At 71.3% G+C, this 25,333-nt stretch carries 24 protein-coding genes; all 24 read left to right on the top strand.

Annotated features, from left to right (window positions below; all coding sequences use genetic code 11):
- Positions 1-4 precede the first annotated feature (4 nt).
- The 24 genes from ACOOE8_RS06805 (at position 5) to rseP (ending at position 25,248) form a co-directional block, all read left to right on the top strand.
- A complete protein-coding gene (locus ACOOE8_RS06805; RefSeq protein WP_420394081.1) occupies positions 5-406 on the top strand; it encodes a hotdog domain-containing protein in 402 nt (133 codons plus the stop codon).
- A gap of 210 nt (positions 407-616) precedes the next feature.
- Positions 617-1,324, top strand: coding sequence for a protein TolQ (gene tolQ / locus ACOOE8_RS06800; RefSeq protein ID WP_420394080.1), 708 nt, complete (start codon positions 617-619; stop codon positions 1,322-1,324).
- 13 nt (positions 1,325-1,337) lie between these two features.
- Entirely contained in the window at positions 1,338-1,769 is a 432-nt protein-coding gene (locus ACOOE8_RS06795) for an ExbD/TolR family protein (protein ID WP_420394079.1), read from the top strand.
- A gap of 1 nt (position 1,770) precedes the next feature.
- On the top strand, positions 1,771-2,736 hold the full coding sequence (locus ACOOE8_RS06790) for a hypothetical protein (RefSeq protein WP_420394078.1): 966 nt from the start codon (positions 1,771-1,773) through the stop codon (positions 2,734-2,736).
- Between the two features lie 162 nt (positions 2,737-2,898).
- Positions 2,899-4,209: a Tol-Pal system beta propeller repeat protein TolB gene (gene tolB / locus ACOOE8_RS06785; protein WP_420394646.1), complete on the top strand. Its 1,311-nt coding sequence runs from the start codon at positions 2,899-2,901 to the stop codon at positions 4,207-4,209.
- 111 nt (positions 4,210-4,320) lie between these two features.
- Complete coding sequence (gene pal, locus ACOOE8_RS06780) at positions 4,321-4,803, top strand: peptidoglycan-associated lipoprotein Pal (protein WP_420394077.1); 483 nt, start codon at positions 4,321-4,323, stop codon at positions 4,801-4,803.
- 133 nt (positions 4,804-4,936) lie between these two features.
- On the top strand, positions 4,937-5,827 hold the full coding sequence (locus tag ACOOE8_RS06775) for a hypothetical protein (RefSeq protein ID WP_420394076.1): 891 nt from the start codon (positions 4,937-4,939) through the stop codon (positions 5,825-5,827).
- On the top strand, positions 5,824-7,047 hold the full coding sequence (gene tilS / locus ACOOE8_RS06770) for a tRNA lysidine(34) synthetase TilS (protein ID WP_420394075.1): 1,224 nt from the start codon (positions 5,824-5,826) through the stop codon (positions 7,045-7,047). Before ACOOE8_RS06775 ends, tilS begins: the two co-directional genes overlap by 4 nt.
- A 127-nt stretch (positions 7,048-7,174) precedes the next feature.
- Positions 7,175-9,097: an ATP-dependent zinc metalloprotease FtsH gene (ftsH, locus tag ACOOE8_RS06765; RefSeq protein ID WP_420394074.1), complete on the top strand. Its 1,923-nt coding sequence runs from the start codon at positions 7,175-7,177 to the stop codon at positions 9,095-9,097.
- A gap of 413 nt (positions 9,098-9,510) precedes the next feature.
- Positions 9,511-9,849 (top strand): hypothetical protein, encoded by a 339-nt coding sequence (locus ACOOE8_RS06760; protein WP_420394073.1) that lies wholly within the window; start codon positions 9,511-9,513, stop codon positions 9,847-9,849.
- Positions 9,850-10,428: 579 nt separating this feature from the next.
- Positions 10,429-10,830, top strand: a complete 402-nt coding sequence (locus ACOOE8_RS06755; RefSeq protein WP_420394072.1) for a hypothetical protein — start codon at positions 10,429-10,431, stop codon at positions 10,828-10,830.
- 52 nt (positions 10,831-10,882) lie between these two features.
- Positions 10,883-12,226 carry a phosphoglucosamine mutase gene (gene glmM, locus ACOOE8_RS06750; protein WP_420394071.1) on the top strand — a complete coding sequence of 448 codons (1,344 nt, stop codon included), beginning with the start codon at positions 10,883-10,885 and terminating at the stop codon, positions 12,224-12,226.
- A 348-nt stretch (positions 12,227-12,574) separates the two neighbouring features.
- A complete protein-coding gene (locus tag ACOOE8_RS06745; RefSeq protein WP_420394070.1) occupies positions 12,575-13,756 on the top strand; it encodes a phosphoserine transaminase in 1,182 nt (393 codons plus the stop codon).
- A 74-nt stretch (positions 13,757-13,830) separates the two neighbouring features.
- Positions 13,831-15,462 carry a phosphoglycerate dehydrogenase gene (serA, locus tag ACOOE8_RS06740; RefSeq protein WP_420394069.1) on the top strand — a complete coding sequence of 544 codons (1,632 nt, stop codon included), beginning with the start codon at positions 13,831-13,833 and terminating at the stop codon, positions 15,460-15,462.
- A 242-nt stretch (positions 15,463-15,704) separates the two neighbouring features.
- Positions 15,705-16,517 carry a chromate resistance protein ChrB domain-containing protein gene (locus ACOOE8_RS06735; RefSeq protein WP_420394068.1) on the top strand — a complete coding sequence of 271 codons (813 nt, stop codon included), beginning with the start codon at positions 15,705-15,707 and terminating at the stop codon, positions 16,515-16,517.
- A 79-nt stretch (positions 16,518-16,596) separates the two neighbouring features.
- On the top strand, positions 16,597-17,907 hold the full coding sequence (chrA, locus tag ACOOE8_RS06730) for a chromate efflux transporter (RefSeq protein WP_420394067.1): 1,311 nt from the start codon (positions 16,597-16,599) through the stop codon (positions 17,905-17,907).
- A gap of 91 nt (positions 17,908-17,998) precedes the next feature.
- A complete protein-coding gene (locus tag ACOOE8_RS06725) occupies positions 17,999-18,652 on the top strand; it encodes a carbonic anhydrase (protein ID WP_420394066.1) in 654 nt (217 codons plus the stop codon).
- Positions 18,653-18,833: 181 nt separating this feature from the next.
- Complete coding sequence (gene tsf, locus ACOOE8_RS06720) at positions 18,834-19,757, top strand: translation elongation factor Ts (RefSeq protein ID WP_420394065.1); 924 nt, start codon at positions 18,834-18,836, stop codon at positions 19,755-19,757.
- A gap of 72 nt (positions 19,758-19,829) precedes the next feature.
- Positions 19,830-20,492 (top strand): UMP kinase, encoded by a 663-nt coding sequence (gene pyrH, locus ACOOE8_RS06715; RefSeq protein WP_420394645.1) that lies wholly within the window; start codon positions 19,830-19,832, stop codon positions 20,490-20,492.
- A gap of 122 nt (positions 20,493-20,614) precedes the next feature.
- A complete protein-coding gene (gene frr, locus ACOOE8_RS06710; protein ID WP_420394064.1) occupies positions 20,615-21,160 on the top strand; it encodes a ribosome recycling factor in 546 nt (181 codons plus the stop codon).
- A gap of 104 nt (positions 21,161-21,264) precedes the next feature.
- Positions 21,265-21,954, top strand: coding sequence for a polyprenyl diphosphate synthase (gene uppS, locus ACOOE8_RS06705; protein WP_420394644.1), 690 nt, complete (start codon positions 21,265-21,267; stop codon positions 21,952-21,954).
- Positions 21,955-21,980: 26 nt separating this feature from the next.
- Positions 21,981-22,883: a phosphatidate cytidylyltransferase gene (locus ACOOE8_RS06700; protein ID WP_420394063.1), complete on the top strand. Its 903-nt coding sequence runs from the start codon at positions 21,981-21,983 to the stop codon at positions 22,881-22,883.
- Position 22,884: 1 nt separating this feature from the next.
- Complete coding sequence (dxr, locus tag ACOOE8_RS06695; RefSeq protein ID WP_420394062.1) at positions 22,885-24,048, top strand: 1-deoxy-D-xylulose-5-phosphate reductoisomerase; 1,164 nt, start codon at positions 22,885-22,887, stop codon at positions 24,046-24,048.
- Positions 24,049-24,117: 69 nt separating this feature from the next.
- Positions 24,118-25,248: an RIP metalloprotease RseP gene (gene rseP / locus ACOOE8_RS06690; protein ID WP_420394061.1), complete on the top strand. Its 1,131-nt coding sequence runs from the start codon at positions 24,118-24,120 to the stop codon at positions 25,246-25,248.
- Positions 25,249-25,333 lie beyond the last annotated feature (85 nt).

Below are 25,333 nucleotides of genomic sequence, written 5' to 3'. Positions count from 1 at the left end.
GCCGATGACGCCGTTCTGCTTCGAGCTCCGCGTCTACTTCGAGGACACGGACTTCTCGGGCCGCGTCTACCACGGGGCGTTCATCCGCTTCCTGGAGCGCGGGAGGACCGAGCTGCTGCGGGCGGCGGGGCTCGACCACCGGGCCCTCGCGGCCGCGGACCCTCCGGTCTACTTCACGCTGCGTCGACTCGACGCGACGTTCCACGGCCCGGCCGTCATCGACGAGCTCCTTACGGTGGAAACCGAGCCGCTGGCCGCGGGCCGCGCGTCCTTCCGGCTGCGGCAGGCGATCGTTGTTGGCACCCGTCGGCTCGTCAGCGCCGAGGCGGAGCTGTGCCTCATCGGTGCCGACGGGCGCCCCCGACGCCCGCCGCCGGACGTGCGCGCCGTGCTGGCCCCGGCCTGACCGTGAAGGGGCCTTGGAAGTCCGCCATCGCCCGTCCCTGTGGAGCGCTGGGCTGCGACAGTGCCTCCCGTGAGGGCTCCACTAGCCACACGCGGTCGATCGGGTTAGAGGACGCGGCGCCCGCCACCGACCGGCGGCCGTGCGTTGCGTGGGGATCTGTCACCGTGAGGCTGACTGCGGCTGCCCTGCCGTCGAGCCGGGGCCTATGGGATGGGTGAGGGGCTGGCCGAGGGCGCGGCGGCCGCGGCGAGCGACTTCTCCCTGGTCGCCCTATTCCTGCAAGCGCACATCGTTGTGAAGGTCGTCATGATCGGCCTCATCATCGCCTCGGTGTGGTGCTGGGCGATCATCATCTACAAGTCGTTGGCGTTCCGGCGCGTCCGGGCGCGCATCGCTGCCTTCGAGGACGACTTCTGGTCGGGTCGCTCCCTCGAGGAGCTCTACAAGGCGCGCGCGGACGCGCAGCCGGACGGCCTCTCGGCGGTCTTCGTGGCCGCCATGCGCGAGTGGAAGAAGAGCCATGAGGGGGAGAAGCCGGCGCTCGCCTCGCTCGCCCAGCGAATCGACCGGGTGATGACGATGACCGTGTCGCGCGAGGGCGAGGACATGGAGCGCGGCCTCATGGTGCTCGCCTCGACCGGATCGGCCGCGCCGTTCATCGGGCTGTTCGGCACCGTGTGGGGCATCATGAGCTCGTTCCAGGCGATCGCGGCGTCCGAGTCCACGAACCTTGCCGTCGTCGCGCCGGGCATCGCCGAGGCGCTGCTTGCGACGGCGCTCGGGCTCCTCGCGGCGATCCCGGCGACGATCTTCTACAACAAGCTCGCCACGGACGCGGCGCGCATCGCGGCGCAGATGGAGGGGTTCGCCGACGAGTTCCTCGCCATCCTGTCGCGCGAGATCGACGAGCGGATCTGACATGGGGATGGCGATGCCCGGGCCGGGCGGCGGGCGGGGTCGTCGGCGCCGCACGCGCTTCCAGCCGATGAGCGAGATCAACGTCACGCCGTTCGTGGACGTGATGCTCGTCCTCCTCATCATCTTCATGGTGGCCGCACCGCTCCTCACGGTCGGCGTGCCCATCGACCTGCCGGAGAGCCGGGCGCGGCCGCTCGAGGGCAACGTCGACCCGATCTCCATCACCATTGCGCCCGACGGGGAGATCTTCCTCGCCGAGGCGTCCGTCGGGATCGAGCAGCTCGAGGCGCGCCTCGAGCAGGCCACGGGGGGCGACCTCGAGGAGCGCATTTTGGTACGCGGCGACGCGGCAGCGAACTACGGCATCGTGATGCGCGTCATGGGGCGGCTCAACCGCGCAGGCTACAACCGCATTGCCCTCGTGACGACCGAGGAGCCTGGCTGAGGTGCGCGCCGCGTTCATCGTCTCGGGGCTGGTCCACCTCGTCCTCCTCGCCTTCGCGGTCGTGTCGCTGCCCTCGAGCGAGGGGTACGCGACGCCGCCCGTCGCGGCGCTGCCCATCGAGATCCTCACCATCGAGGAGGCGACCGAGATCACCGAGGGGCGCCCGGAGGAGACGGAGGTCGCCCTGGCGCCGGCGCCCGAGACGGTGGAGGTGCCCGAACCCCCGCCGGTGGCTGAGGCGCAGCCCGGCGCCAGCGACGCGCCGGCCGAAACCATCGCCACCGAGGAGGAGGCGATCGATTCGCCCGACCAGTCGACCGCGCCCGAGCCGTCCGGTGAGCCGGAGGTGGCCGAGCCGGAGCCCGAGCCGGAGGAGGCCGCAGAGGCCGAGGCGGCGCCGGTCGAGCCGGAGCCGACCCCACAGCCCATCGAGGCACCCCAGGACCTCGCCGAGGAGGCGGCTCCCGTGCCCGAGACCGTGGTGCCGCGCGCGCGGCCCACTCCCCCGCGGCGGACGCGCACGGCACGCATCGAGGAGCCACGGGAGGAGGAGTTCGACGCCGACACCATCTCCGCCCTGCTCAACAGGACGGCGCCGACGGGGGGTGGCACCGGCGCTGCGCAGGCGAGCGCGGGGGCCGAGGGCGGTCGGCTCGACGCGCCGCAGACCGCGGCGTGGAAGGATGCGGTGATGGATGCGCTGCGGCGCTGCTGGATCCGCCCCGCCGCGATCGACCAGCGCGAGGAGCTTGCCATCGTGGTGGAGATGACGCTCGCCCAGGATGGCAGCCTGGCACGGATCAACGATGTGCGCGCGCGGGGCATCGGGCCGATCTTCGACATCGCGGCCGACGCCGCCCGGCGCGCCGTCCTCAAGTGCACGCCCTTCGAGTTCCTGCCGCCGTCGGCTTACGAGGATTGGAAGGAGCTGCAGGTGACGTTCGACCCACGCGAGCTGATGCCATAACGTCGTGCCTTGTTGTGGCCACGCACTTCCCCAATGTGCGGCGCGGTGGTAGGTCCGGCGTCACCGCGCCGAGCCATGAGTGGACGGTGTAATGCATTGGTGAGGCAGGCCCGTCCGCTGCTTTTGCGGCGCCGGGCACCGCGAAGAGGTGTTACGACGATGATGGCGCACGCAGGCCACATTCTGGCCGTCATCGCGCTCACCCTCACCGCCCTCATCGGGCCTGCGAGGGCGCTCGTCTCCATCGAGGTGACCGGCGGGGACGTGCGGCAGCTGCCCATCGCGATCCCGTCCTTCTCCGGGCAGGTGCGCGACGACGCGCTGGGCGCGCAGATCGCCGAGGTCGTCACCAACGACCTCGTCAGCTCGGGCTTCTTCCAGGCGGTGACGCGGGAGCGTTACCCCGAGCAGACCGTCGGCGTATCGACGATCCCTGCGTTCGGCGCGTGGCGCGACACCGGCGCGGAGGCGCTCGTCACCGGCTCGGTGTCTCGTGAGACCGACGACCGTCTGAGGGTGGAGTTTCGGCTCTGGGACCCCCTTCAGGAGGCTCAGGTGGTCGGTCAGCAGTTCTACACGACGCCGGAGAACTGGCGCCGCGTCGCCCACCTCGTCTCCGACGTGATCTACGAGCGGCTCACCGGCGAGCCCGGCTACTTCGACACGCGGATCGTCTTCGTCGCCGAGTCCGGGCCGAAGGAGGCGCGCGTGAAGCGCCTCGCCATCATGGATCAGGACGGCGCCAACCTCACCTACCTGACGGACGGATCGAACCTCGTCCTCACGCCTCGCTTCAGCCCGGCGGGGCAGACGATCACCTACATGAGCTACGAGGGCTCGCAGCCGCAGGTCTACCTCCTCGACATCGAGACCGGGCGGCGACAGCTCCTCGGCGACCTGCCCAACATGAGCTTCGCGCCGCGCTTCGCGCCAAGCGGCAACACCGTCGTCATGAGCCTGCAGGAGGGCGGCAACGCCAACATCTACGCCATGGACCTCGCGACGGGGACGCCGCGGCGGCTGACGAGCTCGCCCTCCATCGACACCGCGCCGTCCTTCTCGCCCGACGGCTCCAGCATCGTCTTCGAGAGCGACCGGGGCGGCACCCAGCAGCTCTACGTGATGAACGCGGACGGGTCGGACGTGCAGCGCATCTCCCAGGGCGAGGGGCGCTACGCGACGCCGGTGTGGTCGCCGCGCGGGGACTACATCGCCTTTACCAAGCAGCACCAAGGGCGCTTCGCCATCGGCGTGATGCGGCCCGACGGCACCGGCGAGCGCATCCTGACCTCGGGCTACCACAACGAGGGGCCCACGTGGGCGCCCAACGGGCGCGTCATCGCCTTCTTCCGCGAGAGCGGCGGTGCGGAGGGTGGCGCGCGGATCTACACCGTCGACGTGACGGGCCGCAACGAGCGACGCCTGCCCACCGACACGCTGGCCTCGGACCCAGCGTGGTCGCCGCGTCGCTGATTTCGTGGCCGTCCGGTGCGGCGGCGGAGCCGCTGCTGGCGGCGTCGCCAACAGGGCGTTAACCCTCGCAGGGTAAGTTGGCGGTGAACGAGATCCTTCGGAGTCGCGTGGATGACTGAGTTCCGGTCGAGGCGATGGGTGCTCACGGGGGCGGGGGCGAGCGTCTTCGCGCTGGCGCTCGCGGGCTGCTCGCGGACGCCGCCCAGCACCGTGGCGGGGGCGGGCGCGCCGGCGACGCCGGGCTCGCCGCAGGACTTCGCCGTCAACGTCGGCGACCGGGTGTTCTTCACGGTCGATTCGTCGAACATCACGCCGACCGCCGCCGATGTCCTCAACCAGCAGGCGGCTTGGCTGCAGCGCTATCCGCAGTACCAGGTCACCGTCGAAGGGCACGCCGACGAGCGCGGCACTCGCGAGTACAACATCGCGCTCTCGGCCCGCCGCGCGGATGCGACACGCAACTACCTTGCGAGCCGCGGCGTGCCGGCGAGCCGCATGCGCACGATCTCCTTCGGCAAGGAGCGCCCCGTGGCGGTGTGCGACAACGAGACGTGCTGGAACCAGAACCGCCGCGCGGTGACGATCCTCGCCTGACGAAGCGCCGACGGTCGTCCGATCGGGCGGACGACCTGCCCTCGACCGTCGCGCCGCCCAGCGTCGCAGTGGCCCCGGTTCTCAGGACGCGATGACGACGCTATAAGCGTGGCGTTCCGCATGGAGGCTCGTCATGCGCCACACCCTCGTCGCAGGGCTTTTGGCGGCCGCCGTCGCCGCTCCGGTTGCCGCGCTCCCCCGGCTCGCGCCCTCCGCCGAGCCTGGGACTGCGCCGGCGCAGTCCCGCTTCCTGCCCAACATCTTCGGCGGCGAGCAGCAGGGCTCGGACGCGGCGGCCAACGCCGAGCTGCGCATCCAGCAGCTCGAGGCGCAGGTGCGCACGCTCACCGGGCAGGTGGAGGAGCTTACCTTCACCGTGCGGCGGCTCGAGGCTGCCATGGCCGGTACGGGTCCGGCATCCGGCGCGAACAGCACGCCGCCGCCCGGCACCGCTGGGCCCGGTGCGCCGCCGGGCACGCTCGGGCAGCTCCCGACGGACCAGGATCCCGGAGCCGCGACCCCCGGCGAGGCGGTGGCGCTGCCGCCGGGCCCGCTCGACCTGTCGGTGCTGAACGGCGAGCTCGCCGCGGCGCCCGAACCCACGAGCCCGCTGCCCACGAGCCCCGCCGCGCCGCCGCCCGCCTCGACGCCCGCGCTCGACGCCGTGCGCGACCTCCAGTCGTCGGGCCGCTACGCCATGGCGGCGGACGCGGCACGCGAGGTGCTGCGCGGCAACCCGTCCGGCGAGGTCGCCGGAGAGGCGCGCTACTTGCTCGGCGAGGCGCTGCTCGCCCAGCGCGACTTCCGCGGCGCGGCGAACCAGTTCCTCGAGACCTACACCACCGACCCGGACAACGCACGTGCCCCCGTCAGCCTGCTGCGCCTCGGCACCGCGCTGAACGGGCTCGGCGAGAGCGAGGCCGCCTGCTCGTCCCTCGAGGAGCTGTTCGGCGCCTACCCGAACGTCGACGCCGGGCTGCGGGCCGCGGCAGAGGCGGAGCGGCGGACGGCCAACTGCGTGTGAGGCCGGCGCCGGCCGCGACGGCGCCTTCCACGGTTCGCCTTGACGTCGGCCTGCTGGACGGGCTCGGCGGTCCTGTCGGCATCGCGGTGTCGGGCGGCGGCGACTCGGTCGCCCTCGCGGTGCTGATGGCCAAGGCGCGCCCCGGCGTCGCGGACGTCATCCTCACCGTCGACCACGGCCTGCGCGCGGACGGCGCCGCGGAGGCCGACGCCGTCGAGGCGCTCGGCCGTCGGCTCGGCCGTCCCGTGGTGCGTCTCAAGGTCGAGGGCCCGCCGCGGGGCTCGCTCCAAGCCTGGGCGCGGCAGGCGCGCTACAGCACGCTCGCAGCGGCCGCCTCGGCGCACGGGCTTGCCGGCATCGCGACCGGCCATACCCTGGACGACCAGGCCGAGACCGTCCTCCTGCGCCTCGCCCGCGGCAGCGGGCTGCGCGGGCTCGCCGCGATGCGACCGCGCACCGAGCTCTACGGCGTTCCCGTTGTCCGGCCGCTGCTCGCCACCCGCCGGGACGCGCTGCGCGAGGCCCTGTCGGCGCAGAAGGTGGGCTGGCTCGAGGACCCCTCGAACGGCGACCCGCGGTTCGACCGCGTCGCCATGCGCACGCTGGCGCCTCGCCTTGCCGCCGTCGGCCTCACCGCCGAGCGCCTCGCCGCGGTGGCGGGCCACCTCGCCCGGGCGAGCGACCTCGTGGACGCGCTGACCGCGGACCTCCTCGCTGAGGCGATGCGCGTGGATCGCGCTGGCGCCGTCGTGCTCGACACAAACAGGTGGGCTGCCGCGCACCCCGAGGTTCGCCTGCGGGCGCTCGCTGAGGCAGCGCGCCGCGCGGGAGGGCACGCGCCGCGCTTTGCTGCGCTCGCCAGCGCCGAGGCCGCGCTTCTCGCCGGGGCGCCGGCAACGTTGGGGCACGCCTGCGCCGCGGTCCTCGGCGCGCGCATCGTCCTGTGGCGGGAAGCGCGGGCGATCGCGCCCCTCGCCCTTGCAGCCGGCGGCCGGGGCGTGTTCGACGGCAGGTACGAGGTCGCTGCGGGCCCGCACGCGGTCGTCGTCGCGGCCCTCGGCGACCGCCTGCCGCTCCCACCGCCCAACGATGTCCACCGCCCTGCGGTAGCGACGGCGCCCGGCCTGTTCGTCGACGGCGCCCTCGTCGCGGCGCCGACGTTCGGGCTGCGCGCCAAGGCCTGGGCAAGCCAATGGGCCATCCTGTCACCGGTGCGGTGAATGGCGCGGGGGCACCCGTCGATGCAATACAGTTGGCAGGCGAAGGGGTTCTTCCTATGTTGACGGCGTGGGAACGCGGGCGTCGCGTCCGCGGGCACCCTGGTGCGGGTGCAACGCAAGGTCAGTCATGAACAACCACTTCCGCAACTTCGCGCTGTGGGTCGTGATCGCGCTTCTGTTGATCGCGCTCTTCCAGCTGTTCCAGAACCCTGGGCAGCGGGCCAACACCGCGGAGATCTCGTTCTCGCAGTTCCTGTCAGAGGTGCGCGAGGGCAACGTGCGCAACGTGACGATCCAGGAGCGTGAGATCACCGGGCAATACGATTCGGGTGGTCGCTTTTCGACGTACGCGCCGGCCAACGCGAACTACATCGACACCCTGGACAGCCAGGGCGTGACGATCCGCGCCGAGCCACCCAACGACGGCATCAGCCTGTGGGGCATCCTCGCCACGTGGTTCCCGATGCTCCTCATCCTCGGCATCTGGCTGTTCCTCATGCGTCAGATGCAGGGGGGCGGCGCCGGCAAGGCGATGGGCTTTGGCAAGTCGAAGGCCAAGCTGCTCAACGAGGCCCATGGCCGCGTGCTGTTCGAGGACGTCGCTGGCGTCGACGAGGCCAAGGAGGACCTGCAGGAGATCGTCGACTTCCTGAAGGACCCTTCGCGGTTCCAGAAGCTCGGCGGCAAGATCCCCCGCGGCGTGCTCCTGGTCGGCCCTCCGGGGACCGGCAAGACGCTGCTCGCGCGCGCCATCGCAGGCGAGGCGAACGTTCCCTTCTTCTCCATCTCGGGCTCCGACTTCGTCGAGATGTTCGTGGGTGTCGGTGCGAGCCGTGTGCGCGACATGTTCGAGCAGGCGAAGAAGAACGCCCCGTGCATCATCTTCATCGACGAGATCGACGCGGTGGGTCGCCATCGCGGCGCGGGCCTTGGCGGCGGCAACGACGAGCGCGAGCAGACGCTGAACCAGCTGCTCGTGGAGATGGACGGCTTCGAGGCCAACGAGGGCATCATCCTCATCGCGGCGACCAACCGTCCGGACGTGCTCGACCCTGCGCTGCTTCGGCCCGGCCGCTTCGACCGTCAGATCGTGGTGCCAAACCCCGACCTCGTCGGTCGCGAGAAGATCCTGAAGGTCCACGTGCGCAAGGTCCCGCTCGCGCCGGACGTGAACCTCAAGACGCTCGCGCGCGGCACGCCCGGCTTCGCCGGCGCGGACCTTGCCAACCTCGTCAACGAGGCGGCCCTGCTCGCGGCACGGCGCAACAAGCGCCTCGTCACCCACCAGGAGTTCGAGGACGCCAAGGACAAGGTGATGATGGGGGCCGAGCGGCGCACCCTCGTCATGACCGAGGATGAGAAGAAGCTCACCGCCTACCACGAGGCTGGCCACGCGCTGGTGGCGCTGCACATGCCGGCGTCGGACCCGATCCACAAGGCGACCATCATCCCGCGCGGCCGCGCGCTCGGCATGGTGATGCGCCTGCCGGAGCGCGACCAGATTTCGCTGACCCGGGCCAAGTGCAAGGCGGACCTTGCAGTGGCCATGGGCGGGCGCGTCGCCGAGGAGCTCATCTTCGGCCACGAGAAGGTCACGTCCGGGGCCTCCGCCGACATCAAGATGGCGACCAAGCTGTCCCGTGCCATGGCGACGCAGTTCGGCATGTCCGACGAGCTCGGCCCGCTGCTCTACGGCGAAAACGAGGAGGAGGTGTTCCTTGGCCACTCCGTCGCGCGCTCGCAGAACGTCTCCGAGAAGACGATGGAGACCGTCGACCGCGAGGTGAAGCGGTTCGTCCACGACGGTTACGAGACCGCGATGGCGGTGATCAAGACCCACCTCGACGACCTGCACACCATCGCGAAGGGGCTCCTCGAGTACGAGACGCTGACCGGCGACGAGATCCGCAACCTGTTGAAGGGCAAGTCGCCCGTGCGCGAGAGCGCGGACGACGATGCGCCGCCTCGTGCATCCGTGGTTCCGCCGACGGGAGCGCCCAAGCCCCGCCCCCCCGCCAACGAGGGCGGGCTGGAGCCGCAGCCCTCCTGACCGGACCACCCCGAGGGCCCCGCTGACCGGCGGGGCCCTCGTTCGTTCGGGACGACGTCGACCGTCGCGGCGCTCGCGCTCCCGTGACTTGGTCCCACATGAAATGTTGGTAAGCTTGGACCTCCGGTCTTGTCCTTCCGGCAACGCTTGATGCGACGCATCGTGCTGCCGGCTGTACGATCCGGAGGGCGGCTGAGGATCGAACGTGTTGTCCTGTAGGAGGGTTCGCGCGGTTGGACCTTTCAAGGGCGAGGACCAGCTGCGATGGATCGGCGATCCGACGGCTGCCTTGATGCAATGGAGCGACGACGCTCCCCACGAACAATCTCCATGCAGGTTGCTTCGAAAGTGGGCCGATCCGCGTTTGTCGGCTGCCGGCCGAGCGACGCCGGGACAAGGGAGAGGGTCACACCATGAAGCAGATCATCATCGGAGCGCTGTTTGCGCTGGCCGGCATGTCCGTGGCTGCGGCGCAGGACATGACGTGCGCCGAGTTCAACGCGATGAGCGAGGATGCGCAGGCGGAGGCCGTCGCGGGCCTGGCTGGCACCGTCGAGGGGCAGGGCAACATCGCCGCAGCGGTGGTGGCGGAGCGTAACGAGGCCGCGACCGACGATCCCCAGCCGGCCGACGTGACCCAGCCGCAGGACTCCCCCGGCAACGTCGAGGGAAGCGGCCCGCTCGAGGCCGCTACGGTCAATTGCGCCGAGAACCCGGACACCATGCTGAACGAGGCGATCACCGCCGGCTGACACGGTGCGGCGGACGGATCGGTCCGTCCGCCGCTTCCCGCGGCCCATCCGCCGGTCGACGTCCGACGGCTCGTGCTGGAGGTCCGGACGCTGCGATGCAGGCTCAGACACCGTGGGGCGCTCGGGAGCCGACACAGCGTTGTGCCGAGGCTGCGGGCAGCTCGCCGTCGAGCGGACCCAGCCGTTGGGTCGGCCGGAGACACGCGACGGCCGCGATGCTGGGAACGGAGGCTTATCCCGAGCTTCTGCCTTCGATCCCGGTCCAGGCTGGCGCTGATGGCGGGCGACCCCGAGGCCCCTTTGAGCCGGCAGACCGTGCCTCTTGCCCGCGCTGACGAGCGGTCCCCCTTGGGTCAGGTCAGCGGCACCCGGTCTGACCGCTCCAGCGAGAAAGGCGAGCCCGACGCAGCCATGGCCGACCGACGGGGCAAGGCGCTCGGCGTCCCCTCCAAGCCCATCCTTTCTCGCCCGCGCCCGCGCCCGCACCCTCACCCGCGCCCGAGCCCTGCGCCGGACGGGGCCCCGTCCGAGCCTTCGAGGGCCCGTCCGCCGCGTCGCCACCGTACAGGACAACGCCTCATGTACCTCATCGGGTTGATCACCCAGGCGGCGGTCCTTGGCGCGGTCGTGGTTGCAGCGCTCGTCTACGAGGCGCCCCTGCGCCATCGCCTCGGCCTCGAGGCTCCGGCCGCGGACGTCGACGCTCGGCTCGCCCAGCTTTCGGCAAGGATCGACGTGCTGGCCGACGCGGTGGCGCGGCAAGGCGCAGCGAACGAGCGCGTCACCGCGGACCTTGCGGGGATCGGCGAGGCCATCGGGACGTCCGCCGACGACGAGCCGGCGCTCGAGCGGCGTCTGCGCGTGCTGGAACGGCTCGTCGCCCGCGTCGAGAGCAAGGTCGACGACGTGCGCGACGCCCAACTGTTCCCGGCTCAGGGGGAGGGCGAGGACGGCGAGCGCAGGGGCACGTCGCCCCGTTGACACGCTTCGGCCGCGATCGGATGGGTGGCGCCACCGCGTGAGGAGTTCGACGATGGCCCGCAGCTACTTCGGAACCGACGGCATCCGCGGCCCCGCCAACGGGCGCAACATGACGCCCGACGTTGCGATGCGCGTCGGCATGGCCACCGGGCTCGTCCTCGCCGAGCACGAGACGCACCAGCGCATCGTCATCGGCAAGGACACGCGGCTTTCGGGCTACATGCTGGAGAACGCGCTGTGCGCCGGCTTCACCGCGGTCGGTGCCGACGTCTTCATGCTCGGACCGATCCCGACGCCGGCGGTCGCCATGCTGACGCGCTCCCTGCGCGCGCACATCGGCGTGATGATCTCCGCCTCGCACAACGCCTTCGCCGACAACGGCATCAAGATCTTCGGTGCCGACGGCTTCAAGCTGTCCGACGACGTTGAGGCGCGCATCGAGGCGCTCATCGGAGCGGACCTGTCGCGGCGCCTTGCAACGGGCACGCGCATCGGCCGCGCGACGCGCCTGGACGGCGTGCGCGACCGCTACGTGGAGTTCGCCAAGCGCACCTTCCCCCGCCACCTGTCGCTGGAGGGCCTCCGGGTGGTGGTCGACTGCGCCAACGGCGCGGCCTACCGCGTGGCGCCCGAGGCGCTGTGGGAGCTCGGGGCGGAGGTCGTCCCGCTCGGCGTCGCCCCGGACGGCACCAACATCAACCGCGACTGCGGCTCCACCTCCCTCGAAGCCGTGCGCGCCAAGGTTCTGGAGGTGCGCGCCGACGTCGGGATCGCGCTCGACGGCGATGCGGACCGGGCCATCATCATCGACGAGAAGGGCAAGCCGGTCGACGGAGACCAGCTCCTCGCCGTCATCGCCCGCTCCTGGCAGGAGAGCGACCGCCTCCGCGGCGGCACGGTCGTGACCACGGTGATGTCGAACCTCGGCCTCGAGCGCTACCTCCGCGACTTGGGCATCCACATGGAGCGCACGAAGGTCGGCGACCGCTACGTGGCCGAGCGCATGCGGGAGGGTCGGTTCAACATCGGCGGCGAGCAGTCCGGCCACATCATCCTCACCGACTACACAACGACCGGGGACGGCCTCCTCGCCGCGCTCGAGCTGCTGTCCGTGGTAGTGCAAGGGGGACGGCCCGTGTCGGAGGTGTGCCACCGCTTCGAGCCAGTGCCGCAGATCCTCAAGAACGTGCGCTTCAACGGCGGAGCGCCGCTGGAGGCCGCGCCCGTCGTCGAGGCGATCGATGCCGCGCGCACGCGGCTCGGCGCCTCAGGCCGGCTTCTGGTGCGCCCGTCGGGCACCGAGCCTTTGATCCGCATCATGGCGGAGGGCGACGACGCGGCGATGATCGACGCGCTGGTCGATGAGCTCGCCTCCGTGGTGAGCGCGCACGGATAGGCTGCAGCGACGCAGATGCCCGACCCTCGGTCAGGCGCCTGCGCCTTCGGTCCGCCGACCAATACGGGGTTGGGGCTCAGCAGGTTGGGGCATCGCAGGCGCACCGGCGGTTCGCCGGACGCTCGCCGCGGTCGTCGCACGCGGCGCCGGCTCCGGATCGACGCGTCACCGGGTCCCAGACAGGACGTGTCGACCGCCTGCGACGTCGGTCGGCGTCCGTCGCGCCGCTGCCCGCCTTGCCCTCCATCGGTACGGTCGACGTGGCTTGCACGACGGTCCCGCCGCCTGTAGCCACCGCGGTGGGACACCCCTCCCCAACGAGGGGCGACTATCTGAAAGGATAGCACCATGATGACTGCTTTGATGCCTGGCCGCCGGCCGGGCAACCCGTGCTTCTCGTCCGGCCCCTGCGCCAAGCGCCCCGGCTGGACCCCCGGAGCCCTGGCGGATGCGCCGGTCGGGCGATCCCATCGCTCGAAGCCAGGCAAGACGAAGTTGCGGGAGGTGATCGACCGCACGCGCGTGCTGCTCGCCGTCCCGGACGCTCACCGCATCGCCATCGTCCCGGCCTCCGACACCGGCGCGATGGAGATGGCCATGTGGTCGCTGCTCGGCGCGCGACCGGTGACCATGCTTGCCTGGGAGTCCTTCGGCGAGGGCTGGGTGACGGACGCCGTCAAGCAGCTGCGGCTCGACGCGACGGTGGTGACCGCCCCCTACGGCGAGCTGCCGGACCTTGCCGCCGTCGACTGGGACCAGGACGTCGTCTTCACCTGGAACGGCACGACCTCCGGCGTGCGCGTGCCGTCGGGCGACGTCATCCCTGCCGGCCGTGCGGGCCTCACCATCTGCGACGCAACCTCCGCCGCGTTCGCGCAGCCGCTCCCCTTCGACAAGCTCGATGTCGTGACGTTCTCCTGGCAGAAGGCGCTGGGCGGGGAGGCCGCGCACGGCGTCCTCATCCTCGGCCCCCGCGCGGTGGAGAGGCTCACGACCCACGCGCCGGCATGGCCGCTGCCGAAGATCTTCCGCATGACCAAGGGCGGCAAGCTGATCGAGGGCCTCTTCGAGGGCGAGACGATCAACACGCCTTCGATGCTGGCGGTGGAGGACTGCCTCGACGCGCTGCGCTGGGCGGAGGCGCTGCCCGATTCGCTCGCGGTGCGCTCGGACCGCAACCTCGCGGTGCTGGCGGACTGGGTCGAGCGCACGCCGTGGATCGAGTTCCTCGCCAGGGACCCGGCAACGCGATCCAACACGTCGGCGTGCTTCACCATCGTCGATCCGGCGGTTGCCGGCGCGCCCGCATCGGAGCAGGCCGACTTCGCCAAGGCGCTCGCCGGGAGGCTCGAGGCGGAGGGCGTCGCCTACGACATCGGCGCCTACCGCGACGCGCCGCCGGGCCTTCGGGTGTGGGCGGGCGGCACCGTGGAGGCGGGCGACCTCGCCGCCCTCACCGAGTGGCTCGACTGGGCTTACCAGGCGACGCCCAAGCCCGCCGCCGCAGCCGCCGCCGCCGCCGCCGAGTAAGCCGAACCCCCGCCGCAGTTCCCCCGTCACCGACGCCGCGGCCGGCCGCGCCGCCGCGCGCTCGAGAGAACCCCATGCAACAGATCGCCCCTACCCAGGCCGCCTTGCCGGCGGCGCGCCCGCGCCCGGTCGTCCTCATCTCCGACAAGCTGTCCACGGCTGCGGTGGACATCTTCCGCGAGCGTGGGGTCGAGGTCGTCTACGAGCCGGACCTCGGCAAGGACAAGGACGCGCTCCACGCCGCGGTGGCGGACGTCGACGGCCTCGCCATCCGCTCCGCCACCAAGGTGACCGAGAAGGTGCTGGCGGCCGCCAAGCGGCTGAAGGTCGTCGGCCGCGCCGGCATCGGCGTCGACAACGTCGACATCCCTGCTGCCTCGCGCGCCGGCGTCATCGTCATGAACACGCCGTTCGGCAACTCCATCACCACCGCCGAGCACGCCGTCGCGATGATGTTCGCGGTGTCGCGCCAGATCGCGGCGGCCGATGCGTCGACCCAGGCCGGGCGATGGGAGAAGAACCGCTTCATGGGCCGCGAGCTCACCGGCAAGACGCTGGGCGTCGTCGGCTGCGGCAACATCGGCTCGATCGTCGCCGCGCGCGCCATCGGGCTCAAGCTGCGCGTCATCGCCTTCGACCCGTTCCTCACGGCGGAGCGCGCGATGGAGCTCGGCGTCGAGAAGGTCGAGCTCGACGAGCTGCTGCGCCGGGCCGACATCATCACGCTGCACACCCCGCTGACCGAGCGCACCCGGAACATCGTCTCGGCCGAAGCGATCGCCGCCATGAAGCAAGGCGCGATCCTGATCAACTGCGCCCGCGGCGGGCTGGTGGACGAGGCGGCGCTGCGGCGGGCGCTCGACGAGGGGCGGCTCGGCGGCGCGGGGGTGGACGTGTTCGCCGAGGAGCCCGCGACTGAGAACGTGCTGTTCGGAGCCCCGAACCTCGTTTGCACTCCCCACCTCGGCGCGGCGACCACGGAGGCGCAGGAGAACGTCGCGCTCCAGGTGGCGGAGCAGATGGCGGACTACCTGTTGCGCGGCGCCGTCTCCAACGCGCTCAACATGCCCTCCATCACGGCGGAGGAGGCGCCGATCCTCACCCCCTTCGTGGCGCTCGCCGAGGGGCTCGGCTCCTTCGCGGGGCAGCTCACGGAGACCGGCATCCGCGCCGTGCGCATCGAGTACGAGGGCGAGGTCGCGGAGCTCAACCTGCGCGCTCTGACCGCAGCCGCAGTCACGGGGCTGATGCGGCCGCTCCTCCAGGACGTGAACATGGTGTCGGCGCCGACCATCGCGCGCGACCGCGGCATCCAGGTGGAGGAGACGCGGCGCGAGCGGCAGGGGGCCTACGAGAACACCATCCGCCTTACCGTCGCCACGGAGCGCGGCGAGCGTTCGGTGGCCGGCACCGTGTTCTCCGACGGCAGGCCACGCATCATCCAGGTGAAGGGGATCAACCTCGAGGCGAACTTCGCGCCGCACATGCTCTACGTGACGAACGAGGACAAGCCCGGCTTCATCGGCTCCATCGGCACGCTGCTCGGCGCGGAGGGCGTCAACATCGCAAGCTTCACGTTGGGTCGCGAGCGTGCCGGTGCGGAGGCGATCTGCCTCGTGGAGGTCGACGGTGCGCCGGACCCCTCCATCGTTGCCAAGGTAACGGCGCTGCCCCTCGTCACCGCGGCAAGGGCGCTGGCCTTCTAGAGCATACTGGGTGTTCTCAGACCCAAGGTAAGGTGCTGTAGCTCGCGGATGAGGGCGGTCTTCTTGGGGTTGGGTGGCTCCATCTGACCCCAAACCGCGCTCGGCCACCGCCTCGCGTTCCATCGCGGCCGGTGGTTGACCGGTTCGGCCGCACGGTCCATCACGGCGGCATGGGGTCTGCGAGCACCCCGTGAGGCGACAGCCCAACGTTCGCGCCACCCCCCGTCACAGGGAGGACGCGCATGTCGTCGCCAACTGCCATCACCGTCGGCCAGCTCGGTCGCCTCGTCGGCACCCCATCCGCACCGCACGTGCTCGACGTCCGCATCGACGAGGACGTCGCCGCCGATCCCCACCTCATCCCGGGCGCGCGCCTCGTGCCGTTCGCCGACGTCGCTCGCCTTGCCGACGAGCTTGCCGGCCAGCGCATTGTGGTCGCCTGCCAGAAGGGGTTGAAGCTGAGCCAGGGCTCGGCGGCGCTCCTGCGCACGCTGGGCGCGCCGGCGGAGTTCCTCGAGGGAGGCACCGAGGCGTGGCGCCGGTCGGGCGCGCCGGCCGTCCCCATCGCGGCGCTGCCTAAGCCCATCCACGACGCGACGTTGTGGGTGACGCGCCATCGGCCGAAGATCGACCGCATCGCCTGCCCCTGGCTCGTGCGCCGGTTCGTCGACCGGCGGGCGCGCTTCCTGTTCGTCGCCCCGTCCGAGGTGGACGCGGTGGCCGACAGGTTCGGCGCCACCCCGTTCGATGTGGAGGGAGCAGCGCTCTCCCACCGCGGCGATCGCTGCAGCTTCGACACCATGGTCGAGGCGTTCGGTCTGGGCGGGGAGGCGCTCCATCGGCTGGCCACGGTGGTGCGCGCGGCGGACACCAACCGGCACGACCTTGCGCCACAGGCGGCGGGGCTCCTCGCGGTCTCGGTCGGCCTGTCACGGCTCCACAGGGACGACCTCGAGCAGCTCGAGGCGGGCATGGCGCTCTACGACGCGCTCTACCGCTGGGCGCGCGATGGCCACGAGGAGGGGCACGATTGGCCCACGGGGCGGGCGGCATGAGGGGCGCTGCCGTGCGGGCCGACCGGGCCACGGAGCGGTCGGGCGAGGGCCGCGTCTTATCGGCCGCGGGGGTTCGGCGATGACGGCGGACCGGGTCGCGGCGGACGCTACGCTGCGCGACGCCCTCGGGGTGTTCGCGCGCATCGGTGTCCTGTCCTTCGGCGGGCCGACGGCGCAGATCGCGCTGATGCACCGCATCCTCGTCGAGGAGGAGCGCTGGCTGACGGAGGACGACTTCCTCGCCGGCCTCAGCTTCTGCATGCTGCTGCCCGGCCCGGAGGCCATGCAGCTCGCCACCTACGTCGGGTGGCGGCGGCACGGCGTCGTCGGCGGCCTCGCCGCCGGGCTCTTGTTCGTGCTGCCCGGCGCCCTCGTCGTCCTCGCCCTCGCGGGCCTGTATGCAGCGGCGGGGGACGTGCCCCTCGTCGAGGCCGCGTTCGTCGGCGTCAAGGCTGCCGTCATCGCCCTCGTCGTCGAGGCGATGATCCGCATCTCCCGCCGCGCGCTGAAGGACGGCGTCGCCGTGACGCTCGCGCTCGCCTCGTTCGCGGCGCTCTTCCTGGCGGCACTTCCTTACCCGGTGATCGTCCTCGCCGCGGCAGCCGTTGGCTTCGCGCGCGGGGCGCCCGCCGCCGTGGCCGTGCCCGCGGCGCGGCCTGCCACCTCTGCGGCCGGGACGGCGCGCACCGCGGCGGTGTGGCTTGCGCTGTGGCTCGTGCCGCTCGCCGCGCTGTCCGCGTTCGAGGCGGGCCTGCTTGCCGACCTCGGGTGGTTCTTCTCGCGCCTCGCCGTCGTCACCTTCGGCGGCGCGTACGCGGTCCTCGCCTACATGGCGCAGGAAGTGGTGGCCTTGCACGGCTGGCTCGCAACCGGCGAGATGATGGACGGGCTCGGGCTCGCCGAAACGACTCCGGGCCCGCTGATCCTCGTCACCCAGTTCGTCGGCTTCCTTGCGGCCTGGAACGCCTCCGGCAGCGTCGGCTTCGCGGTCGCCGGCGCCGCCGTCGCGCTGTGGGCGACGTTCGTGCCGTGCTTCCTGTGGATCTTCGTCGGCGCCCCCTACATCGCGTGGCTCAACACGCGCGCGCGCCTGCGCGGCGCGCTCGCCGCCGTCACCGCCGCGGTGGTCGGCGTCATCGCGAGCCTCGCGCTGTGGTTCGCGCTGCACGTCCTCTTCCTCGACGTAGGTCGCCTGACTGCGGGGCCGCTCGACATGCCCTGGCCGACGACGCCGGCAGTGGATCTGGTGGCGGTCGCGCTGACCGTCCTTGGCGTCGTCCTCCTCGTCGGTTTCAAGTGGTCGATCCTCGTCGTGCTCGCCGCCTCCGCGGTGCTGGGGATCGCCGCGGAGTTCGCCTGGCCTGGATCAACCGGCCAAGCGGCCGGCTGACCGTCAGAGGACGGCGCGGCTTGGGGAGGTCCCGGCGTGTTGTTATGGTCGCGACGGTGCCCAGTCCCTGGCGCACCGCGCTGGAGGTTCCATGGGCGACATCGCAAAGGTACTCGACAACAACCGCGCCTGGGCGGAGCGCGTCACGGCAGCCGACTCAGAGTTCTTCCTGCGCCTGTCGCGCCAGCAGGCACCCGACTGGCTGTGGATCGGCTGCTCCGACAGCCGCGTGCCGGCGAACCAGATCATGGACCTTCCCCCAGGCGAGGTGTTCGTCCACCGCAACATCGCGAACGTGGTAGCGCCGTCCGACCTCAACCTGTTGTCGGTCCTGCAGTTCGCGGTGGAGATCCTGCGCGTGAAGACCGTCATCGTGTGCGGGCACTACGGCTGCGGCGGCATCGCGGCGTCGATGTCGGACGAGGACCACGGCCTCATCGACAACTGGCTGAACCACATCCGCCTCGTGCGCAGGCTGAACGCTGCCCACGTGGATGCCACGCCCCAGGAGCATCGGCTTGACCGGCTGTGCGAGCTCAACGTCATCGAGCAGGCGCGCAACGTCGCGCGCACGACGATCGTGCGCAACGCGTGGAAGCGAGGACAGGCGCTCGAGATTTACGGCCTCGTCTACGCGCTGCATGACGGTGTGCTGCGGCCGCTCGTGCGCCACACCGTCGGCAGCGGCGAGGAGCCAATGGCCGACGGGCCCGAGGGGGTTCAACCGGCGATGGCGACGTCCTAACTCACGGCCCGCGGCCGCCCTCCGCCATCCTTCCGCGCACCCTCTTGGGCCCGCGAGGACGGGCGGGACCGGGGCGATCCAGGCTCGGCTAATTTCCTAGCCGGGGGTCGACTCCGGCCGCTCAATCGAACATGAGGGTGCGGCGCGTCCGCCGCGCCGCTCCAAGACCCAGGACTCGAGAATGACGATCACGGCGCAGCAGGTGAAGGCGCTCCGCGAGAAGACCGGCGTCGGCATGATGGACTGCAAGACCGCGCTCAACGAGAGCGGTGGGGACATGGAGGCGGCGGTCGACTGGCTGCGCAAGAAGGGCCTGTCGAAGGCGGCCAAGAAGGCCGATCGCGTCGCCGCCGAGGGGCTCGTGGGGGTCGCCGGCGACGGCACCCGGGCGGCGCTGGTGGAGGTCAACTCCGAGACGGACTTCGTGGGGCGCAACGAGACCTTCCAGACCCTGGTGCGCACCATCGCGCAGGAGGGGCTGTCGGCGGGTGGCGACATCGACGCCCTGAAGGCAAAGCCCTTTCCCGACTCCGACCGCACGGTGGGCGAGGAGGTGACCGAGGCGGTGTCGACCATCGGCGAGAACCTCAACCTTCGGCGCACCGAGATGCTCGAGGTGCCCGACGGCGTGGTTTCGACCTACGTGCACAACGCGGTGGCGCCCGGGCTCGGCAAGCTCGGCGTCCTCGTCGCCATGCGCTCGTCCGGCGACAAGGACAGGCTCGACGAGCTCGGGCGCAAGGTCGCCATGCACATCGCCGCCGTCGGCCCGCTCGCGCTCAACGTGGACGAGGTGCCACCCGAGGCTGTGGAGCGCGAGCGCGCGGTCTACGCCGAGCAGGCGCGCGCCTCCGGCAAGCCCGAGGCCATCATCGAGAAGATGGTGGAGGGCCGCATGCGCAAGTTCTACGAGGAGGTCGTCCTCCTGAAGCAAAGCTTCGTCGTGAACCCCGACCAGACCGTCGAGGCGGCGGTGAAGGAGGCGGAGGGCCCGGTCGGTGCGCCCATCGAGGTCACCGGCTTTGCCCGCTTCGCGCTCGGCGAGGGCATCGCAAGGGACGAGAGCGACTTCGCGGCTGAGGTTGCCGCCGCGGCCGGCCGCTAGGTGGAGCTCAGCGATCTGAAGCCGGCGTCCGACTGGCGCCGGCTTCTCATCAAGGTGTCCGGCGAGGCGCTGATGGGCGAGGGTGCCCACGGCATCTCGCAGCCGACGCTGCAGCGCATCTGCTCGGAGATCGTCGAGGTGGTGCGCACCGGCCGGGAGGTCGGCCTCGTCATCGGCGGCGGCAACTTCCTGCGCGGAGCGAACCACGCGCTGACCGCCGTCGACCGCGTGGCGGGCGATCAGATGGGCATGCTCGCCACCGTGATGAATGCCGTCGCCGTCGCCGCGCAGCTGAGGGCGCTCGGCACCGAGGCGGTGGTGTTGTCGGCCATCGACGTGCCGGTGATCTGCGACCGCTTCACCCATCGCGGCGCGCTGCAGCACATGGCCGAGGGCCGCGTCGTCCTGTTCGCGGCGGGCACCGGGCATCCGTTCTTCACGACGGATACGGCAGCGGCGCTGCGCGCGGTGGAGATGGGCTGCGACGCGCTGCTCAAGGGCACCCAGGTCGACGGCGTCTACACCGCCGATCCCAACCGCGAGCCGACGGCGACGCGCTACGAGCGCGTCGGGCACCAGGAGGCGCTTTCCAAGAGCCTCGGGGTGATGGACGCGGCCGCCATCGCGCTGGCCCGCGACAACCGGTTGCCCATCGTGGTGTTCTCGATCAAGTCCGCCGGGGCGCTGCCTGCGGTGGCGCGTGGCGAGGGCACCTCGACCATCGTATCGGACTGATGGCTCGATCGTTCGAACGACGGCGCGAGCCCTCGCAGCCACGCGTTGTCGCCGGTGCTACAGGTTGATACGTAGGCGAACCATCCCGGCGGCTCGCCGGCGAGCGGAAGAGGACAAGTTGCATGAGCGCGGTGGACCTTGACGACCTGAGGCGGCGGATGGACGGCGCGCTCGGGGTCCTCAAGACGGAGCTTTCCGGGCTTCGGACCGGGCGGGCGTCCGCCTCGATGCTCGAGCCCGTCACCGTGCAGGCCTACGGTGCCACGATGACGCTCAACCAGGTCGCCACGGTCTCCGTGCCCGAGCCGCGGATGATCTCGGTCCACGTGTGGGACCGCTCGATGGCGCAGTCCGTCGAGAAGGCGATCCGCGAATCGTCGCTCGGCCTCAATCCTATAGTTGAGGGCCAGCTCATGCGGATTCCGATCCCCGAGCTGAACGAGGAGCGTCGCCGCGAGCTCGCGAAGGTGGCGCACAAGTACGCCGAGTCCGCGCGCGTCGCCGTGCGCCACGTGCGTCGCGACGGCATGGAGGCGGTCAAGAAGTCCGACGTCAGCGAGGACGAACAGCGCCAGGCCTCCGACCAGGTGCAAAAGCTCACCGACGAGAAGATCGGCGAGATCGACGGCATCGTCGCCCAGAAAGAGCAAGAGATCTCGCAGATCTGACGGGGGCCTCCGCCGTGAGTTCCGATCCCCTGGCCGCAACGCTCCAGCCGCTTCCGCGGGCCGTCGATCCGCCGCGCGACCTGCCGCGGCACGTCGCCATCATCATGGACGGCAACGGGCGATGGGCGGGGCGGCGCGGGCTGCCGCGCACCTTGGGACATCGGCAAGGCATCGAGGCGGTGCGGCGCACCGTGCGTCACGCCGGCGCGCGCGGCATCGCGGTCCTGACGCTGTTCGCCTTCAGCCGGGAAAACTGGAACCGGCCGCAGGCGGAGGTCAACGAGCTGATGTCGCTCCTGCGACGCTACATCAGCGCCGACCTCGACGAGCTCGATGAGAACAACGTCCGGATCACGGTGATCGGCGGACGTGCCGACCTGTCGGAGGAGCTGACGCGCCTCATCGACGACGCCGAGGCGCGGACGCGGCAGAACGATGGTCGCGACCTCGTCCTCGCCTTCAACTACGGCGGACGCGACGAGATCGTGCGCGCGGTCCAACGCGCCGCCGCAGCAGCGGCGCGCGGGGAGATCGCCCCGGACGAGCTCGACGAGGAGACGTTCAGTCGCTACCTCGATACCGCGGCGCTGCCTGACCCCGACCTTGTCATCAGGACGTCCGGCGAGCTGCGGATCTCGAACTTCCTCCTGTGGCAGTCCGCCTACGCGGAGTACGCGTTCCCCAAGACGCTTTGGCCCGACTTCTCCGAGGCGATGTTCGACGAGGCGTTGGCGGACTACGCGACGCGCCAGCGCCGTTTCGGCGCGGTGCCGGTGTCCCTCGCCAAGCCATGATCGGCCGCCGTCGGACCGACGCCCGCGTGGTCGCCCGGCCTCCGCATCGGCCGCCGTCGCGCATCCGCGAGCGGGTCCGCCGGCTGCGCGAGCGCTTCGTCTTCCAGCGCGAGATGCGGCTGCGGCTGCTGTCTGCTTCGATCCTCATCCCCGTCGTCCTCGTCACCACCTGGCTCGGGGAGGTCCCCTTTGCCGGGGTCGTCCTGTTGACCGGCCTTCTGGTGGTGTACGAGTGGCTGCGCATGGTGGGGGCCGGCGCAATGCTGGAGATCAACGCCGCGGCCTTCGTCGCGCTCGGCCTCGTCGCCGTTTCGGCGGCGACCCAGCTGGTGGCTGTGACGCTCGCCGTCCTCCTCGCGGCGGTCGCTGCGACCGTCCTCGCGGCGCTCCGCAGGCGTCCCCTGGTCGCGGTCCGCTGGGTGGCCGCGGGCGTGCTCTACGCCGGCGCCGCCATCATCGCGCTCATCGAGCTGCGCAAGGGGGCCGACGGTTTCGGCGCGGTGGTCTTTGTCTTCCTCGTCGCCTGGGCGACGGACACGGCGGCCTTCTTCGTCGGACGCAAGGTCGGCGGGCCCCGGCTGTGGCGACGCGTGTCGCCGTCCAAGACTTGGTCCGGAGCGCTCGGCGGCCTGGTCGCCGGTGCCGCGTGCGGCGGGCTCGTCGCCATCGCCCTCGACGCGCCGCTCTCGGCCGTCGCCTTCCTCGCCGCCGCCCTCGTCGCCGTTTCGGCGGAGGCCGGGGACCTCCTGGAGTCGGCCGCCAAGCGCCGCTTCGCCATCAAGGACGCCGGCTCGCTGATCCCAGGCCACGGCGGCGTGATGGACCGCGTGGACGGGCTGATCGCGGCAGCGCTCGTCACCGTGTGCCTCGGCAACCTTGCCGCCGGCGAGACGCCGGCGAGCGGGCTCCTCGCGCTGATGGGTCGCTGACGTGGCCCGCCGCGTCGTCCTCCTCGGCGCGACGGGCTCGGTGGGGACGTCCGCGCTGAAGGCCATCGAGGCCGGCGACTTCCGCCTCGTCGGCGTCGCGGCGGGGCGGGACGTCAACGCGCTGGCGCAGGTCGCCGCGGTGCACCGGCCGGAGATGACCGTCGTCGCGGACCCTGAGCGCGCGGCGGACCTGTCGGCGGCGCTCGTCCCGCTCGGCCTCGCCTGCGACGCGGGTCCCAGCGCCATGGAGGCGCTCGCCGCCATGGAGGCGGACCGCGTCATCGTCGCGATCCCGGGTTTTGCCGCGCTGCGCCCGACGCTCGCGGCGCTGGACGCTGGGCGCGTCGTCTGCCTCGCCAACAAGGAGTGCCTCGTGGCGGCCGGCGACGTCGTCATGCCCCGCGCCGCCAAGGCGGGAGCCACGCTCTTGCCGGTGGACTCCGAGCACAACGCGATCTTTCAGGTGTTCGAGCGCGGCGCCCTCGGCGCGGTGCGGCGCATCGTCCTCACCGCGTCCGGCGGGCCCTTCCGCACCTCGAGCCGCGAGGCCATGGCGGCTGCCTTGCCGCGCGACGCCCTGCGCCACCCCAACTGGTCCATGGGTGCCAAGATCACCATCGATTCGGCGACCATGATGAACAAGGGGCTCGAGGTCATCGAGGCCCATCACCTCTTCCCCGTGGGTCCGTCGCGCATCGACGTCGTCGTCCACCCGCAGTCCGTGGTGCACGGTCTCGTCGAGTACGCCGACGGCTCTTGCCTCGCCCACCTGTCGAACCCGTCGATGGTGGTGCCCATTGCGCATTGCCTCAACTGGCCGGAGCGCGCGCCCGCCCCCGTCTCACCGCTCGACCTCGTGGCGGCGAGTCCGCTGACCTTCGAGGCGCCGGACGAGGTCCGCTTCCCGGCGCTGCGGCTGGCCCGGGAGGCGCTTGCCGCCGGTGGTTCCACCACCAATGTTATGAACGCGGCCAACGAGGTGGCGGTGGCGGCCTTCCTCGCCGGCCGGATCGGCTTCCTCCACATCGCCGAGGTGGTGGAGCGGGCACTCGAGGCGATGGCAGGATCCTCGACCGCGGCGCGCACCGTGGGCGACGTGGAGGCGACCGACCGCGAGGCACGCCGCGTCGCAGAGCGCTTCACGATCGAGTGCGGCGTCGCCTGAGGTCGCCTGCGGTGCCCACCGCTCATCGGAAGCCGTATGGCCGCTCAACGCCTGAAGAGGGATTAATCAGTGCAGCTTGTGTCGTGGCTCGTGGACGTGGCGGCGTACATCCCGCCGTTCCTCTTCGTTCTTGGCATCATCATCTTCGTCCACGAGCTGGGACACTTCCTGGTCGCGCGCTGGTGCGGCGTCGCGGTGGACACCTTCTCGCTGGGCTTCGGTCCGGAGCTGTTCGGCTGGAACGACCGCGCCGGGACGCGCTGGCGCGTGGCGGCGGTTCCGTTGGGCGGCTACGTGAAGTTCGCCGGCGACGACAACGCTGCGAGCGTGCCCGACCCCAACGCCCTCGCCGCCATGGATGCGTATGAGCGCAGCCGCTCGTTCTACCTGAAGCCGCTCTGGCAGCGCGCGGCGATCGTGGCCGCCGGGCCGGCCGCCAACTTCCTCCTCGCCATAGCGATCTTCGCCATCGCCTTCCTCATCGTCGGGCGGCCCGCTGTCGACGCGCGGGTGACCGGGGTGGAGCCGGCGAGCCCTGCCGCCGAGGCCGGCTTTGCTCCAGGCGACGTCATCACCGCCATCGACGGCGAGGAGGTCGGCGCCTTCATCGACGTCCTTCGCACCGTGTCGAGCTCGGGGGGGCGCACGCTGACCTTCACCGTCACCCGGGACGGCGCCCCCGTGGAGCTCGTCGCGACGCCCGAGCAGCGCGACCTCACCGACCGCTTCGGCACCCCATACTCGGCAGGCTTCCTTGGCATCAGCAACCGGACCGAGCCGGAGGACGTGCGCCGGGAGACCTTCGGTCCCGTCGGCGCGGTGGCCGCGGGCGTCGAGGAGACGGTCTACATCACGACCCGGACCGTGGAGGTCATCGCCGGCGTCATCACCGGCGAGCAGTCCGCCAAGCAGTTCGGTGGTCCGCTGCGCGTCGCCAAGATCTCGGGCGACATGGCCTCCATCGGCGTGACCGCACTGTTCACGCTCGCCGCCATGCTGTCGATCTCAATCGGCCTCATCAACCTGATGCCGATCCCAATGCTCGACGGCGGACACCTGCTGTTTTACGCCGTCGAGGCGGTACGGGGACGACCCCTGTCGCCTCGGGCGCAGGACGTGGGCTTCCGCATCGGGCTCGGCCTCGTCCTGCTCCTGATGATGTTCGCGACCTTCAACGACGTCCTGTTCCTGACGTCCTGAGGACCGTTGCGCGGCTGCAACGGTCCGCCCGCAAAGGGGCACCCGCTCCGGGACGTTGCCTTGTTTGGCAAGGTCGGGCGGATCA

Source organism: Acuticoccus sp., from assembly GCF_965213555.1.
GTDB lineage: Bacteria > Pseudomonadota > Alphaproteobacteria > Rhizobiales > Amorphaceae > Acuticoccus.
This window is presented reverse-complemented; position numbering and strand designations above follow the sequence as displayed.